The sequence below is a fragment of the Sulfuriferula nivalis genome (assembly GCF_009937995.1).
In the GTDB taxonomy this organism is placed as follows: Bacteria; Pseudomonadota; Gammaproteobacteria; order Burkholderiales; family Sulfuriferulaceae; genus Sulfuriferula; species Sulfuriferula nivalis.
This window is the reverse complement of record NZ_AP021881.1, coordinates 2,431,476-2,446,814: the sequence shown is the minus strand read 5'-3', so window position 1 is coordinate 2,446,814 and position 15,339 is coordinate 2,431,476. Positions and strand designations below refer to the sequence as shown.

The 15,339-nt window shown below is 50.0% G+C and carries 12 protein-coding genes and 1 pseudogene; 7 read left to right on the top strand and 6 right to left on the bottom strand.

The genetic code is table 11. The features are described 5' to 3' along the window. The first annotated feature begins 223 nt into the window (after nt 1-223). The 3 genes from SFSGTM_RS12035 (at nt 224) to SFSGTM_RS12025 (ending at nt 5,149) form a co-directional block, all read left to right on the top strand. Nucleotides 224-3,043, top strand: coding sequence for a ribonucleoside-diphosphate reductase subunit alpha (locus SFSGTM_RS12035; RefSeq protein WP_232526093.1), 2,820 nt, complete (start codon nt 224-226; stop codon nt 3,041-3,043). Nucleotides 3,044-3,126: 83 nt separating this feature from the next. Continuing rightward, complete coding sequence (locus SFSGTM_RS12030) at nt 3,127-4,191, top strand: ribonucleotide-diphosphate reductase subunit beta (protein WP_232526092.1); 1,065 nt, start codon at nt 3,127-3,129, stop codon at nt 4,189-4,191. Nucleotides 4,192-4,420: 229 nt separating this feature from the next. Further along, nucleotides 4,421-5,149 carry a restriction endonuclease gene (locus SFSGTM_RS12025; RefSeq protein ID WP_162085370.1) on the top strand — a complete coding sequence of 243 codons (729 nt, stop codon included), beginning with the start codon at nt 4,421-4,423 and terminating at the stop codon, nt 5,147-5,149. Nucleotides 5,150-5,938: 789 nt separating this feature from the next. Here the strand turns inward: SFSGTM_RS12025 and SFSGTM_RS12020 are convergent. After that, nucleotides 5,939-8,233: a GspE/PulE family protein gene (locus tag SFSGTM_RS12020; RefSeq protein ID WP_162085369.1), complete on the bottom strand. Its 2,295-nt coding sequence runs from the start codon at nt 8,231-8,233 to the stop codon at nt 5,939-5,941. Nucleotides 8,234-8,416: 183 nt separating this feature from the next. On the opposite strand from SFSGTM_RS12020, the gene bamE reads away from it, so the two are divergent. Further along, entirely contained in the window at nt 8,417-8,920 is a 504-nt protein-coding gene (gene bamE, locus SFSGTM_RS12015; protein ID WP_162085368.1) for an outer membrane protein assembly factor BamE domain-containing protein, read from the top strand. A gap of 44 nt (nt 8,921-8,964) precedes the next feature. Further along, on the top strand, nt 8,965-9,939 hold the full coding sequence (locus SFSGTM_RS12010; protein WP_162085367.1) for a CHAD domain-containing protein: 975 nt from the start codon (nt 8,965-8,967) through the stop codon (nt 9,937-9,939). Here SFSGTM_RS12010 and amrS read toward each other — a convergent pair. The 5 genes and pseudogenes from amrS to SFSGTM_RS11990 all read right to left on the bottom strand — a co-directional run bounded on the left by amrS (nt 9,920) and on the right by SFSGTM_RS11990 (nt 13,637). Continuing rightward, nucleotides 9,920-11,002, bottom strand: coding sequence for an AmmeMemoRadiSam system radical SAM enzyme (amrS, locus tag SFSGTM_RS12005; RefSeq protein WP_162085366.1), 1,083 nt, complete (start codon nt 11,000-11,002; stop codon nt 9,920-9,922). The two genes, SFSGTM_RS12010 and amrS, sit on opposite strands and share 20 nt — an antisense overlap. Then, entirely contained in the window at nt 10,999-11,556 is a 558-nt protein-coding gene (gene amrA / locus SFSGTM_RS12000) for an AmmeMemoRadiSam system protein A (RefSeq protein ID WP_174237416.1), read from the bottom strand. Before amrA ends, amrS begins: the two co-directional genes overlap by 4 nt. Further along, nucleotides 11,546-11,845: an AmmeMemoRadiSam system protein B gene (gene amrB / locus SFSGTM_RS17225; protein WP_269780053.1), complete on the bottom strand. Its 300-nt coding sequence runs from the start codon at nt 11,843-11,845 to the stop codon at nt 11,546-11,548. Before amrB (SFSGTM_RS17225) ends, amrA begins: the two co-directional genes overlap by 11 nt. After that, nucleotides 11,769-12,355, bottom strand: a pseudogene (gene amrB / locus SFSGTM_RS11995) (AmmeMemoRadiSam system protein B). Before amrB (SFSGTM_RS11995) ends, amrB (SFSGTM_RS17225) begins: the two are co-directional and overlap by 77 nt. An 88-nt stretch (nt 12,356-12,443) precedes the next feature. Beyond that, nucleotides 12,444-13,637, bottom strand: a complete 1,194-nt coding sequence (locus tag SFSGTM_RS11990) for a glycosyltransferase (RefSeq protein ID WP_162085364.1) — start codon at nt 13,635-13,637, stop codon at nt 12,444-12,446. A 273-nt stretch (nt 13,638-13,910) separates the two neighbouring features. Between SFSGTM_RS11990 and plsY the strand changes: the two genes are divergently transcribed. Then, nucleotides 13,911-14,510, top strand: coding sequence for a glycerol-3-phosphate 1-O-acyltransferase PlsY (plsY, locus tag SFSGTM_RS11985; protein ID WP_162085363.1), 600 nt, complete (start codon nt 13,911-13,913; stop codon nt 14,508-14,510). Between the two features lie 26 nt (nt 14,511-14,536). Then, a complete protein-coding gene (locus SFSGTM_RS11980; protein WP_162085362.1) occupies nt 14,537-15,337 on the top strand; it encodes an apolipoprotein A1/A4/E family protein in 801 nt (266 codons plus the stop codon). Nucleotides 15,338-15,339: the final 2 nt, after the last annotated feature.

Sequence of the window (15,339 nt, the reverse complement as noted above, 5' to 3'; positions counted from 1 at the left end):
ATATTCAAAAACTCATCATTTAGTACTTGCGGTACTGGCAGCTAGTTACTACAATTAGTTATTTATGAGCTCGCTATCACTAGATGTTGTGTGTATGTCGGTGGGTAACCTGTTCATAAGTTGTGAATAAAAGTGGTGTCACCCCACATTAATAGCGTCTAGGAGACCATCTATGCAAACCGTATCATCTGCCATCCCTGAATCAACCGTGCCACCTCAATTGATGACACATACTTATTCTAACGAAGCTGCTGTACTCAGTGATTACAAAATCATTCGACGTAACGGCACTGTTGTTGGGTTTGAGCCATCTAAAATTGCCATTGCCTTAACTAAGGCATTTATTGCTGTGCATGGTGGCCAGGCGGCTGCTTCTGCGCGAGTGCGTGAGCTGGTTGAACAGTTGACGGCGGGTGTGGTGCAGGCATTGATGCGCCGCCAGCCGCATGGTGGAACTTGTCATATCGAAGATATACAAGATCAGGTTGAATTGGCGTTGATGCGTTCAGGTGAGCATGATACTGCGCGTGCTTATGTGCTTTACCGTGAAAAACGTAACCAAGAGCGTGCTGCGCATGACGCGACTACAGCTGCACCTGTATTGCATGTGTTGGAAAATGGCGAACGTAAACCGCTGGACATGGCTATTTTGCGTATTCTGGTGGCGACTGCGTGTGAGGGTTTGCACAGTGATGTCAGCGTGGATGCGATACTACATGCAGTGACACGTGATTTGTATGACGGCGTACCTATGGCTGAAGTTGAAAAAGCTTTGGTATTGGCTGCACGTGCAGGGATAGAGCAAGACCCTGATTATGCTTTTGTTACGGCACGTTTGTTGTTGAATTCTATTCGTCATGAAGTGTTGGGACGCAGCATCTTGCCATCTGAAATGGCTGGTTTGTATCCAGAGTACTTCACTGCTTATATCAAAAAAGGTATAGAAGCTGAATTATTAGATGCGCGTTTAGGTCAATTTGACTTGGCGAAGCTGGGTCAGGCGCTGGTTGCCAGCCGTGATGACAATTTCGAATACTTGGGTTTACAAACTCTGTATGACCGTTATTTCTTGCACATAGAAGAACGCCGTATCGAATTGCCACAGTCTTTCTTCATGCGTGTGGCGATGGGCCTGGCGTTGAACGAAATCGACCGTGAAGCGCGTGCGATTGAGTTCTACAATGTATTGTCGAGCTTCGATTTCATGAGCTCTACACCAACCCTGTTCAATGCGGGTACGCGTCATAGCCAGTTGTCATCATGCTATTTGACCACCGTGTCGGATGATCTGGATGGCATCTATCAAGCGATTAAAGAAAATGCCATGCTGCAAAAATATGCAGGTGGTCTGGGCAATGACTGGACGCCAGTGCGTGCATTAGGTGCGCGTATCAAGGGCACCAATGGTAAATCACAAGGCGTGGTACCGTTCCTGAAAGTGGTGAACGATACTGCTGTAGCAGTTAACCAGGGCGGCAAGCGCAAGGGCGCGGTGTGTGCCTATCTGGAAAGCTGGCATCTGGATATTGAAGAATTCCTGGAATTGCGTAAAAACACAGGTGACGATCGTCGCCGTACCCATGACATGAACACATCGAACTGGATCCCGGATCTGTTCATGAAGCGTGTGATGGAAAATGCAGAATGGACCTTGTTCAGCCCATCTGATGTGCCTGATTTACATGATTTGTACGGTAAAGCATTTGAAGCGGCTTACACCAAATATGAAGCTAAAGCCGATGCGGGCGATATCAAGTTCTACAAACGCATCCCTGCAACCCAGCTATGGCGCAAAATGTTAAGCATGCTGTTCGAAACAGGTCATCCTTGGATTACCTTCAAAGACCCATGCAACATCCGCAGCCCACAACAACACGTAGGCGTGGTGCATAGCTCTAACTTGTGTACAGAAATCACCCTGAACACCTCCGATACCGAAATCGCCGTATGTAATCTGGGCTCAGTCAACCTGGTTGCGCATCTGGAAGATGACGGCAAGGGTGGCAAAAAGCTGAATCTGGAAAAAATGCAGCGCACTATCAAGATCGCGATGCGCATGCTGGATAACGTTGTTGACGTGAACTTCTACGCAGTTGGTAAAGCACGCAACTCCAACCTTAAGCATCGCCCTGTTGGCCTGGGTATCATGGGCTTCCAGGATTGTCTGCATACCATGCGCGTACCTTATGCGTCTGAAGCAGCGGTTGAGTTTGCTGATCGTTCAATGGAAGCGGTTTGCTACTACGCTTACTGGGCATCAACAGAACTGGCAGCTGAGCGTGGTCGTTATTCCAGCTTTGCAGGTTCATTGTGGGATCGCGGCATCCTGCCACAAGACAGTCTGAAATTGCTGGCGCAGGAACGCGGTGGCTATCTGGAAGTGGATGACTCCAGCACGCTGGATTGGGATGCATTGCGTGCGCAGATCAAACTGCACGGTATGCGTAACTCCAACTGTGTGGCAATTGCGCCAACTGCAACGATTTCTAATATCGTTGGTGTGTCAGCGTGTATCGAGCCAGCTTATCAAAACATCTACGTTAAATCGAATTTGTCAGGTGAATTCACCATGACTAACTCTTACCTCGTACGTGAATTGAAAGCGTTGAAACTCTGGGACGAAGTCATGGTCGGAGATATTAAGTACTTCGATGGTTCACTCGCCAAGATTGACCGCATCCCTGCGGAAGTGCGTACCCTGTATGCGACAGCATTTGAGATCGATACGCACTGGATGGTGGAATGTGCATCACGTCGCCAGAAGTGGATAGATCAAGCGCAGAGCCTGAATATCTACATGGCAGGTGCATCAGGTAAGAAACTGGATGAAACCTACAAACTGGCATGGATACGTGGTCTGAAAACGACTTACTACCTGCGTACTTTGGGCGCAACCAGTGCAGAAAAATCCACCGGTAAGGGTGGCGAGTTGAATGCAGTGAGCGCACATGCACCGAGTGCCGCAGTGAGCGCAGACAGCGCACCTGCAACCGAGGTGAAATTCTGCGCAATAGATGACCCAACTTGCGAATCTTGCCAATAAGCTAAAAATAACAGAGGATAAATATGCTAAATTTTGAAGACACTTTTACAGCAACCATCAAACCCGTGGCGCCATTAGGTGCGATGAATGCAGGTTCCACCAATGATGGCGCGATTCCTAGCGGCGTAGCTTTGCGTGTACGTGCGGAAGATAAGCGCATCATCAACGGTACTGCCGACGTTAACCAGCTCGTTCCATTCAAATACAAATGGGCGTGGGATAAATACCTGTCAGGTTGCGCAAACCACTGGATGCCGCAAGAAATCAACATGAGCCGCGACATCGCGCAGTGGAAAGACCCTACCGCGTTGACCGAAGACGAGCGCCGTCTGGTAAAGCGTAATCTGGGCTTCTTTGTGACTGCAGATAGTCTGGCTGCAAACAACATCGTACTCGGCACCTACCGCCACATCACCGCGCCAGAATGCCGCCAGTACTTGCTGCGTCAGGCGTTTGAAGAGGCAATTCATACCCACGCTTATCAATACATCGTTGAAAGTCTGGGTCTGGATGAAGCTGAAGTGTTCAACGCGTATCACGAAGTCGAAAGCATACGCGATAAGGACAACTTCCTGATTCCGTTCATCGAGACGCTCACCAACCCTGAATTCAAAACCGGCACGCTGGAAAATGACCAGAAGCTGTTGAAGTCATTGATCGTCTTCGCCTGCATCATGGAAGGCCTGTTCTTCTACGTCGGCTTTGTGCAAATCCTCGCACTCGGTCGTCAAAACAAAATGACCGGCGCCGCAGAGCAATACCAGTACATCCTGCGCGACGAATCCATGCACTGCAACTTCGGCATCGACTTGATCAACACCATCAAGCTGGAAAACCCGCAGTTATGGACGCCTGAATTCCGCGCTGAAATCAAAGCCTTGTTCCTCAAAGGTGTAGAGCTGGAATACCGCTACGCCGAAGACACCATGCCACGCGGCGTGCTGGGGCTGAATTCCAGCATGTTCAAGGAATACCTGCGCTTCATCGCCAACCGTCGTTGCCAGCAGATTGGCCTCGATGAGTTGTTCGAGAATGCACCGAATCCATTCCCGTGGATGTCCGAGATGATAGATTTGAAGAAAGAGAAAAATTTCTTTGAGACTCGGGTGACTGAGTATCAGACGGGTGGGGCGTTGAGTTGGGATTGATGATTGAGGTGAGAAAAAGGCGCATGAAAATGCGCCTTTTTTTGTTTGGGTGGGGTTTTAATGTAGGACTTGCCCTCGATTTATTAGATGCTTAGGGGCGACCTGTATTTAAACGTTAAGCGATCAACAATCGGATAATAGAATGACAATTTGGAACTATTCAGACTGCCCCGCAAATATTAGTGGAAAAGTAATTTCAGAACCCTGTTGTGTTTTTTGTAATTCAAATATGCATGAATTACAACAGAGAACTGTAGAACATGTAGACGATAACATTGATGAATCTACCCATGTTGCTGTATGCCCTATATGTGGGTGGTGGAAAATTCTGAGAATCGAAGAGGAAATCAACGGAACTGGATATTTTGAACCAGATCCAGAGGAGTTTTGGATAGACGGTTCCTACAGGAAAAATCGATTATGGGGTGCGTATGGAAGCTTAAAGGAGCTTGATCTTGTTGATATTGATTTGCCAATAGAAGATGTTAGAGCTTACCTAGTTGGGCGATATGAAAAACGTTTTGAGTTACATCCACGGCTATTTGAACAAACGGTTGCTAGTGTGTTTGAAGATCTTGGTTATATTTCGAGGGTTACTGCCTATACAAACGATGGTGGGATTGATGTCATTTTGGAAGGGATTAACAATCAAACTATTGGCGTACAAGTGAAGCGTTATAAAAACTCCATTCAGGTGGAGCAAATTAGATCGCTAGCTGGTGCTTTGTTGATTGGTGGGTACACAAAGGGAATGTTTGTGACCACATCAAAATATCAGTCTGGGGCGGGGCGGGTCAGTGCAGCCGCAGAGTCTCGGGGAATTGCGATTGAATTAATTGACTCAGATGGTTTGTACTCCGCGTTAGAAATTGCTCAGAGAAATAGGTATGAATATAAAAATGATCCTGATGCGCCATTCTATGATTTAGATAATATTCCTATGAGGCTATTTAATTGATTTTTCTAGGTAGAAACAACGGTGTCAGGTCTAGCTATGTAGCATATCGCTAGCCATGTCAGGCCGGGGATTGCCCGGCGGCAAGTCACTTTCTCTTGCTTGCCCAAGAGAAAGTAACCAAAGAGAACGGCACCCTACCGCCTCGCCCCTGCGGGGTTCCTTCGTCTGAACCGTTCAGCCGGGGGCTGCGCAACTCGCCCTGGCAGCTTGCACACCCCGCAAGCTGCTGCGGAGCTCAAACAGTGCTCGCCTATATCTCCCGCCTAAACGCCCCAGCCGAAGCGACGCAGAAGGGGAGAGAAGTGTTAACAGCGCGAAGTTACGCGCAAGCGCGTGATGGCTTTATTTGATTTTGCTTGTCTGGGCTATGCCCAGACAAGGGTAGAGTCGGTGGGTAATTTTTGAATTTGTTTTTGAATTTTCGCTTTTGATCTTATCCCCTCTTCCACCGCCGAGTAGCGGAGGCTAGCCGGGGGTAGTCGGAGAGGACTATTTGAGGCCGCAGGCCGAGTTCCGCAGCCGCCCGGCTTGACGAGCAACGCAGGGTACCCCGTAGGGGCGGTGGAATGGGGTGCCTTTTTCTTTGGTACCTTTCTTTTGGGCAAGCAAAAGAAAGATACCAGCCGCCGGGCTGCCCCCGGCCTTCCATGCAAGCAATACGGACAAACTTTTGAGTGACTGATGGGGCACTCTCACTGCCACATACTTTTGCCATTGATACACTTCTGACTGCCGGCAAGTTGCTGCAAGCGGATTAGTCTGCGGCTTTAATAATCAGCAATAGACAGGCTATTCCAGACGCACTCGGTACACTTCTGCCAGTGAGGTGTTGCGCTGGCGGGCGTATGCCAGGGCATTTGCGGTGAGTGGCACCATGCCGTCCAGAAGTGCTTGTGCCTGTATCTGTTCAGTTGATGCTTCGTCGGTGATCATTTTTTGTATGGCGGGGGTAACTTCCAGCAATTCATAGACGGCCATGCGTCCGCTGTAACCTGTTCCGTTGCAATGTTCACACCCCGCGCCACGATAAAAGACTTCTTCGGGTGAGACGTTCAATGTGGTGCGAATTGTGCTCTCGACTACCTCTTCTGTTTTGCAGTGTTCGCAATTCTTGCGTATCAGTCGCTGTGCCAGTATGCCCACCAGGGTTGATCCCAGCAGGTATGACTCTACTTCCATATTCCTTAATCGTGAAATGGTGGAAGCGGCGTCGTTGGTGTGCAGGGTGCTGAGTACCAGGTGACCCGTCAACGCGCTTTTTAACGCAATGTGCGCAGTTTCCTGATCGCGGATTTCACCTATGAGTATGACGTCGGGATCGTGCCGCAAAATATGGCGCAGGGCTTCAGCGAAGGTATAGCCTATATCGGCTTTGACCTGAATCTGCATGATGCCGTCTATATGATACTCGACGGGATTTTCTACGGTGATGATGTTGAGGTTACGTTTACGGACTTCATTGAGTGCGGCGTAAAGCGTGGTGGATTTCCCCGATCCTGTGGGCCCTGTGACCAGTATCAGGCCGGCACTGCGATTAAGCATGGCGATGATCTTAGCCTCGTCGTGCGGCGAGAAACCCAGCGCAGAGATGGGCTTGAGTCCGGATTTTGTGTCGAGTACACGTATCACCATGCTTTCGCCATTGACCGTGGGCATGGCTGAAACACGCATGTCGACAATGTTGTCTTTGAATACGGCGCGCATCTGCCCGTCTTGCGGCAGGCGTTTTTCTGAGATGTCCATATTCGACAGGATTTTTAAGCGACTGATCAGCGCGGGCAATAGGGTTTTTGGCAGATGCTTGATATCGGTCAGTTCGCCGTCTATCCGAAACAGGACATCGAAGTGGTCTTCACCGGGTCGGATGTGGATGTCGGATGCGTGACGGCGTATGGCTTCGAGTAATAATTCCTGAACCAGGCGTACCAGCGGTTTTTCATTAGCCAGTTGCTCAGCATCAAGTTGTGGTTGCTCGATAGTAAGTGGCTGGATATCCATTTGCGCAAGTGTTGCCGTTGCGTTGCTATTGCTGGTGGCATTGCTTACAGCCCATGCTATATCTGCGCTAGTGGCAACGGTTATTTCAATATTGTGGCCTGTGATAAAGCGCAACAGCTCTACGGATTCATAATCGGTAGGGTCTTCCATCGCTACTACCAGTCGGTCGTCATGCATCATGATGGGTACGATACGGTGGTGTGCCACCCATTCTGCTTCAACCAGTGCCAGCGCACGGGTGTCTGGCTTCATTCCTTGCAATTTAACGAAGGGCAGGCCGAGATTGTGGGCGAGGACGGATTGGTATGTTTCGGGTGAGATGGCGCCCATTTGAACCAGTACATCACCCAGATTTTTAGCACGATTGACGGTTTGATTGTGTAGCGCGAGATTAAGCTGCTGCTGGGTAATCAAACCTTGATTCAGTAGGGTAGTACCGATTTTTTCAGGTGCTTTAGGGGGCGGCTGCTCAAGTGCTGTGATGAGCATTTCTTGGGAGACTGGCTGGGTTTCCAGTAAGTAGGCGCCGATGCGTTTAGCCTGCAATTCCTCATGCGATTTAATGCCTGCGTCGAGCTGATCTGGTGTCGTGGCGCCAGACTGCAACAAGGCTTCAGGCATGGAAGCACCTAACTGATGATTTTTGACTGAGCGGCGCGGTACAAACATGCGTACACACTGATCATGAGCAACAACAGGGAAAAGATGAATTCCATCATTGCTCATCAGAAAGCCACGCGTTTTGCCCGTCACCTGTTTGCCATCTATAAATGACAGCGTAAATGTCTGCAAGGAGTCCGGCAGCGTGATACTCAAGTTGGCTACTGCAAGCGGATGGGAAGTGGTGGCAGGAGGTAACGGGGTGGAAAAAACCATATAACGCAGTGATGCGTAGGGGATATCGATTCCTTGTTTTGTGTCATCAAGGTTCAGATGTATGACGCCTTGCACTCGATTGATTGCTTCCAGCTGACCATGCTGTATTTTCCCATCTAACAGATGTGCCACCACGTGCTGATGCAGCAACTCTCCCTCATCTTGGGTAGTCGTCAACGGCGCAGCAGGAAAATCGAGCAGGTTAGGCATAGGCTACGAATTTTTATGAGTATGGTATAGAGGAATTATACTGCCCCTAGCATATTGTGCCAGCAGTGATATTGCGTACAGTTGGTCTTCCGTAGCGCGAGGTATATAGTGATATCTTTAGTCTTAGTTTAAAAATAGAGTCGCTAGACCAGAATTGAATCGCATGGATTTGTAGAGGGATGTATGAAAATTTTGTCAGGTATTTTGTTGGTGCTGCTATTGAGCGCATGTGCTTCATATAGCGGACGTGGTTTGCAGCCTGATGTGGCTGGTTATGATGATGTGATACGGGTGATGGGGCAGCCCACTATGCACTGGCAGAACGCTGATGGTACTCGTCAGCTGATTTATCCTCGCGGTTCTATGCACACTTATATGGCAGTGGTAGCGGCTGATGGCAAGCTTAAAAGTATAGAGAATGTACTGGATGAACAGCATTTTTCACAGATACAGCCGGGGATGACTAAAGAGCAGGTGCTACGCATACTCGGACCATCAGTGCCAGCGTGGACCGTATATTACGCCAGTCGTGATGAATTAGCGTGGGAGTGGCGCTACTGCAACGCGTGGCGGCAGTCATCCCGTTTTGATGTGCTGTTTGATGCGACTCAGGGTGTCGTGCGTTCATCCATGGGGATGACTGAGTCACAGCGAGGAATGTGTGGTATCAGTGAATGTATGTGTTAGTCAGAGATGACGTTGCTGCGTTCTGAATTTCGTAAAGTGAGCTGATGATGGTCGTACAGGATGTGTCGAGCGTAGCAGATGCTGAATCAGATTTTAATCTGGGGCAGGATATGCGGGTAGACGAGGCCGTGCATGTGATTATGCGCCACCTGCTGGAATCTATGCGGACTCATGAAGCAGGTGTAATTGCAGGTCAGGATGCGGAATTTTTGCATGACTTTCGCATCGCCGTGCGTAGTCATCGGGTTTTGCTGGGGCAGATGCATGGGGTTATCCCGCAGCGCACCTTGATACGCTTACGTAAAGGATTTCTGTGGCTGGGTAAAATCACCACCGCGCAGCGGGATTTGGATGTTTATTTGCTTACGCTGGCCGCCGGCAAACGTGATCTGGTTCCTTTGCGTGAGTTTTATCAGCATCAACAGCAGCTTGCCCATCAACAATTGGTGGCGGATCTGGCGTCGCCACGTTATACGCAATTAATGGCATTCTGGGCCGCTTATCTTGAAGCGCCGCTACCGGTGCACAGCAGGCTGCTGTATGCCCAGTATCCTCTCGCAGATTTTGCCAACAAACGTATCTGGCGCATGGTGCGCAGGGTGCTGAAACAGGGCGGCGCAATTCAGGCGGATAGTCTAGCGCAAGTGCTGCACGAACTGCGTAAATCCTGTAAAAAGCTGCGTTATCTGATGGCGTTTTTTCAAAGCCTGTATCCAGAGAAAAAAATGAACAAAGCGCTCAAGGCATTAAAATCATTGCAAGATTTGTTGGGTGAGTATCAGGATTTACAGGTACAACAAGCTTATTTAACTGATTTCAAACAGCAGGCTGGCGCAAATATCCCTGTGTACGCGCTGACGGCGGTGTATGTGCGTATGAGTAAGATGCGCAAACGTGAGGACAGGCTGCGTCAGTTGTTTGAGCGGCAGTTCGCTGAATTCGCTGAGCATCGCTACAAGTTGTTCAAACGCCTGTTCAAGGCGGATAAAACAGCTGATCTCAAGCGCGCACGCGGTTAATCGCAATCGGAATACGCTGTCTGCCGAAGTGTCCTTGTGTGCTATCAAATCGACCTGCTATCAGGCTGTTGCAATCAGGGCAATGTCCATCTGGGGTTAGCCGATATTCGTTAATGTGATACCAGTCACGCACGATCAGCGGCGCATGGCAGTCGGGGCAAAACGTGGTGTCGCCCTCAATGTGATGCACATTGCCGGTGTAGACGTAATGCAGTCCAGCGTGCAAAGCAATGTCGCGCGCCCGCACCAGTGTAGTGGCTGGTGTTTGTGGGATGTCTGGCATTTTGTAATCAGGATGGAACGCGGAAAAATGCAGCGGTACATCTGGTCCCAGTTGCTGCATGATCCACTGGCACATGGCGGTAATCTCTTCATCACTATCGTTTTTACCCGGGATGAGCAGGGTGGTGATTTCGAACCAGACATCGGTTTCGTGCTTGAGATAAACCAGCGTGTCCAGTACGGGTTGCAGTTGTGAGCCAGTGAGTTTGAAATAGAAGTCTTCGGTAAACGCTTTGAGATCAACATTGGCGGCATCCATCTTGCTGAAAAAGTCGCGGCGTGCTGCTTCGTGGATGTAGCCGGCAGTTACTGCCACAGTTTTAATGTCGCGAGCATGGCAGGCATCGGCAGTGTCCATCGCGTATTCGGCAAAAATCACCGGGTCGTTATAAGTAAACGCCACACTCTTGCAGCCGTTTTGTTCGGCGGCGATGGCGATGGTTACCGGTGATGCCTGATCCATCAGCTGATCCATATCTTTGGATTTACTGATGTCCCAGTTCTGGCAGAATTTGCATGCCAGGTTACAACCCGCTGTGCCGAATGACAGTACACTGCTGCCGGGATAAAAGTGGTTGAGTGGTTTCTTTTCTATCGGGTCGATACAGAATCCGGATGAGCGCCCGTAAGTAGTCAGTACGATTTGATTGCCCTCGCGCATGCGTACAAAGCAGGCGCCACGCTGGCCGTCATTGAGTTTGCAGTCGCGTGGGCACAGGTCGCACTGAATACGACCATCGGCTATAGCATGCCAGTATTTTCCAGGATGATGTGGATTCACTTGATTAACCCCGCTTCGCTCCACTTGCTGACTGTGTAGCGATACAGCTTGACGTTTTTATCCCAGAATTTTGGATTAAGTCCCGCTTTATGTTTCAGGTGTGCCATGAATTCGACGGGTTCAGGGAGTTGTTCCCATACCTGCGGCAAAAAAGTGCTGCGATAGTTGCCAAATTCAAACACTACGCCATCTATTCCCGGCTGTAATTGTGCCAGCGCATCGGCTTCGCTGCTGAATTGCATGGCTTGCATGGCAGATAACAACGATACCTCGATTTCAATGGAGTCCAGTTCAGTCTGGGCTAAAGGGTTAAATCGCGGATCGTGGAATGCGGCAGCCTGTGCATTGGCTTTGACATCAGCCAGCAACGAGCGATGCGCTTCCAGAGTGCCGATGCAGCCACGTAGTTCGCCATGTTGCGTGAGGGTGACAAAGCAGGCGCCTTGCTCCTGTAGCCAGTCGGCGTGCTCATCTGTCAGCATTATCAGGCCGAATTTTTGCAAAATAGCTGCGCGGGCAATTTGTAATAGCGTCAGGCCATGATTATTTTGCATGAGTGGCATCCTCCATAAAGGCAAACGATGCATAACCGACGACGCGATCTTTATCGCCTGCGGTGTCACCTGAGTTGCGCAAATCCAGCAGTATGGGTTGCAAGTGGTGGTGTCTGGCGGCCAGCAGCAAGCCATTGACAGGTGTGCCGCCACAGGCTTGTTCGTGAGTCAGTGAACTACGCAGCTCAAGTATGCGTTGTGATGTCTGTCTATCAGTGGCTTGTGCGGCTGGATAAGGCAGGAAATGCGATAGATCGGAACTGATGACGATCAGGGGTTTCAGGACCACCCCATAGCAATTCCAGCACCTCGGCAACTTCTTCCGGTGTGGCATCGCCTACCGCCAGAGGAATCAGGCTAAAATCATCTAATACCGTTTGCAGGAAGGGTAATTGCACTTCCAGCGAATGTTCCCAGGTGTGAGCGGCAGCGCTGATGACTATTTGTCGCATAGTGCCGAGTAATGCGACTGCGGCCTGGTCGACGGGGATATTGCCCAGCGGGGTAGCAAAGCTGTCAACGCCGGGCAGCGCTAATCCTCGCACTGCCACGCGGTGCACGGGTCCCAGCAATACGACACGCGTAATCTGGTTGCGACCCGCTGCCAGCCTGGCAAAACGGAGGCAGCAACAGCCCCGGAATAAATGTAGCCTGCATGGGGTACGATGATCGCTTTGGGGTATTTTTCTGATGGGGTCACTTGCGCGTCTGCGAGCAGGCTTGCTACATCATGAGCAAGCTGCACAGGCGCATCAGGGTAAAACGTGCCAGCAACAGCGGGTTGACGAATTTGGTACATGACAGCAAGCTCCTGCAAAGAGGATAGTGCTATTAATATCATGGTGTTACGTCAAATTTCAAGTGCTGCTGGAAATGCTGAAATAGCTTCAGGACGTGCTGTACTGATCATTTTTTAAAAAAGCTGGAACATGTTTGCTGCTGACGTCAGCATAGAAGGCCAGCATTTTATGCGCCATTTGTGGGGCGCTCCAGTCCAGCGCGTGTTGTTTGGCTTCTGCACTTAATTGCATTTGCAGTGCAGGGTTAATCAATACTTCATGCAAGGTGGCGGCGAAAGCGACAGGGTTATCTTCAGCGACGCGGCAACCTTTTCCGGCAGCGAGTATATCGCGCGTTCCCATGATGGCGGTGGAAACGACAGGTACGCCCAGTGCCATGGCTTCCAGTAGTACCAGTCCTTGCGTTTCAGTACGTGAGGAAAAGACGAATGCGTTACCTGCGCAATAGCAGGAAGGCAACTCGGTTGAACGTTCCAGATAGCCGACAAACAGTACATTGTCGGTCAGGTTCAAGCCAGCGACAGTCTTTTTCAGCTTTGTTTCTGCCGGACCTTCGCCAGCGATGATCAACAACACATCAGGCAGGCTGTGGCGTAACTGCGAGAGCATGAGCAGCAGAAATTCTATGTTTTTCTCAAATGCGACACGGCCTACATAGACAGCCACAGGGCGGTCAGACGCGATGTTGTGGCGCTGACGGAAACCTTCCGGGTCACACTGGTCGAAGTCAGACAGTTCTATGCCGGTTGGAATAATGTGGCTATAAGCATGCACACCATAACGCGTCAACGCTTCATCCATGGCGATGGAGGGCAGGATTAGCCCATCGACTTGTGAACATTGCTGGCGGGAAAAATGACGAGCGGTATAGCGCATTACCGCTTTAGGCAGGAAAGGTACATAGTGGTACAGGTATTCTTCAAAAAATGTGTGGTAGGTTTCCACACAAGGGATGTTGAATGCCTTGGCTAGCGCAATACCGGTGTAGTGTGCGAGGAACGGGGTGTGGATATGGATGAGATCAAAGGTGAAATGTGCCAAAGTTTGCGGCAAGGCTTTGAGTTCACGTCGTGACATCAGACGGTCTTCCGGATCCATTAATACCGGGCTGCCTTTGATACGTATGATATCAGCTTCTTCGGCCTCGCCTTGTCCGTAAGCCGGGGCGACCAGAATGACAGTGTGCCCCAGCGCTTTAAGTTCACGACGCAAGGTCATGATGGAGGTGGACACACCATTGACTCGGGGAAAATACACGTCTGATATCATTAGAATATTCATCTGGTTAGCTCATTTGGTTAAATGTTCCTTCTTTGTAACAAAGTAAAGTGACGGGCGTGTGACAGTGAGAGATCTTTGTATGGTGTAGCGAGCGCAGTTCAGATGAGGCGGAAATCAGCGAAAAAGCGGAGTGTACAAATAGTACATGAGCATTATGAGCTGATTTCCAACAAAATTTGAACAAGTGCAGTAATCGTGCAAAGGTCTCGGTGACTATTCGGGATTTGTGGGTGAGATGGTTTACAATCTAGTTTTATGTTTGTGGAAGTTTGCATGATAGTAGCTGTATTGGTATTGGCTTATTTATTGGGTTCTTTGTCATTTGCCGTACTGGTGAGTCGGGTGATGGGTTTGCCTGATCCACGCAGTCACGGATCAGGAAATCCTGGTGCAACCAATATGTTGCGCACCGGGCGTAAATCAGCGGCGGTGATGACCTTGCTCGGTGACATGGCCAAGGGCTGGGTGGCAGTGTGGTTGGCGGCTTATGCCGTGACGCGATTTGGTTTGCCGCATGAGCTAGTCTATGGTGCTGCACTGGCCGTGTTTTTAGGGCATTTGTACCCCGTGTTTTTTGGTTTCAAGGGTGGCAAGGGCGTGGCCACGGCGGTTGGCGTGTTGTTTGCCTTGTCACCTATGCTGGGGCTGGTATGTGTGTTGACGTGGGCGACGGTATTTGCGGTGACGCGGATTTCTTCACTGGCAGCCTTGGTCGCATCTCTGGTTGCTCCCGTATTTGCCTATTTCATGATGGATAATGCGGCAGTGGCTGCGTTGGCAGTTTTGACGGTACTGATATTCTGGCGGCATCGCGCTAATATTGTGCGCTTGTTGGCAGGTCAAGAAGGTGGATTCAAGAAGAAGTCCTCGTAGTTGAACAAATCTGGCGGAGGTTGAGTATGGCTTGGTTTGAAAAGGAAATGGACTATGCACGCGCGCAGTTGACTGAGGTGTCGCGTGATTCGATAGCATTAGCGGGTGATAAGCTCGGTGAAGTAGTGAAGCAAGGTGCAGCAGAAGTTGGTGCGGAATTGCGCGAAGTGGTGCAAACGACGAGTCAGGAAATTGACGTTAAGCTCGACAAGATTTCGGCTGAGTTGCATAGTCAGCGCCAATTCACTAAGGATGATGTGCGTGAACTGGTAGATTATGCGGCGGACAAATTATCTGTCGTACTGGATGAGCGTGTCGCCAACGCCAAGGAGGAAATTTCGTCGCTAGTGCAGGAAAAAGTCGAGTATTTCAAAGCTGAGGTGGATAGTTTTTTCGTGCAGCGTCAGCAGGATTTAGCGCGTGAGCGGCGGCGACTGTTATTGAATGTGCTGATTGCGGTACTGGCATCAGTATCGGTAGGTGTGGTGTCGTGGTTTTATCAGAACTTGGCGCGCGGCGAGATGGATTTGTTTGCCGTGTTTCGTGTGGTGTTGACCGCATTGACTGGGGGTTATGTCGTCTATTTGCTGGTGCGTGTGTTGTTGCGCTGGCGACGGATGAAAGAACATCGTAAGGATGTGATGTTCCTGGCGATGCGTTATTGGGGTGTGTTGCGACCTGATAGCGTGTTTTCCCATGTGGTGTTAATCATGGTGCTGGGGCTATTGATGGGCTTGGTGGCATTTCCCGGTGTGCTGGCGCATGTGCCGGGTGGCCCAGAGTTGATGAAAGTCATACAGGATATGTTCCCGCATATTCGTTTCTAGAA

Coding starts and splice junctions, on each gene's coding strand:
- amrA (WP_174237416.1), bottom strand. CDS start 11,556: ATGCAAAATAATCATGGCCTGACGCTATTACAAATTGCCCGCGCAGCT.
- SFSGTM_RS11980 (WP_162085362.1), top strand. CDS start 14,537: ATGGCTTGGTTTGAAAAGGAAATGGACTATGCACGCGCGCAGTTGACT.
- SFSGTM_RS12020 (WP_162085369.1), bottom strand. CDS start 8,233: ATGCCTAACCTGCTCGATTTTCCTGCTGCGCCGTTGACGACTACCCAA.
- SFSGTM_RS12025 (WP_162085370.1), top strand. CDS start 4,421: ATGCATGAATTACAACAGAGAACTGTAGAACATGTAGACGATAACATT.
- SFSGTM_RS12030 (WP_232526092.1), top strand. CDS start 3,127: ATGAATGCAGGTTCCACCAATGATGGCGCGATTCCTAGCGGCGTAGCT.
- plsY (WP_162085363.1), top strand. CDS start 13,911: ATGATAGTAGCTGTATTGGTATTGGCTTATTTATTGGGTTCTTTGTCA.
- SFSGTM_RS11990 (WP_162085364.1), bottom strand. CDS start 13,637: ATGAATATTCTAATGATATCAGACGTGTATTTTCCCCGAGTCAATGGT.
- SFSGTM_RS12010 (WP_162085367.1), top strand. CDS start 8,965: ATGATGGTCGTACAGGATGTGTCGAGCGTAGCAGATGCTGAATCAGAT.
- bamE (WP_162085368.1), top strand. CDS start 8,417: ATGAAAATTTTGTCAGGTATTTTGTTGGTGCTGCTATTGAGCGCATGT.
- SFSGTM_RS12035 (WP_232526093.1), top strand. CDS start 224: ATGACACATACTTATTCTAACGAAGCTGCTGTACTCAGTGATTACAAA.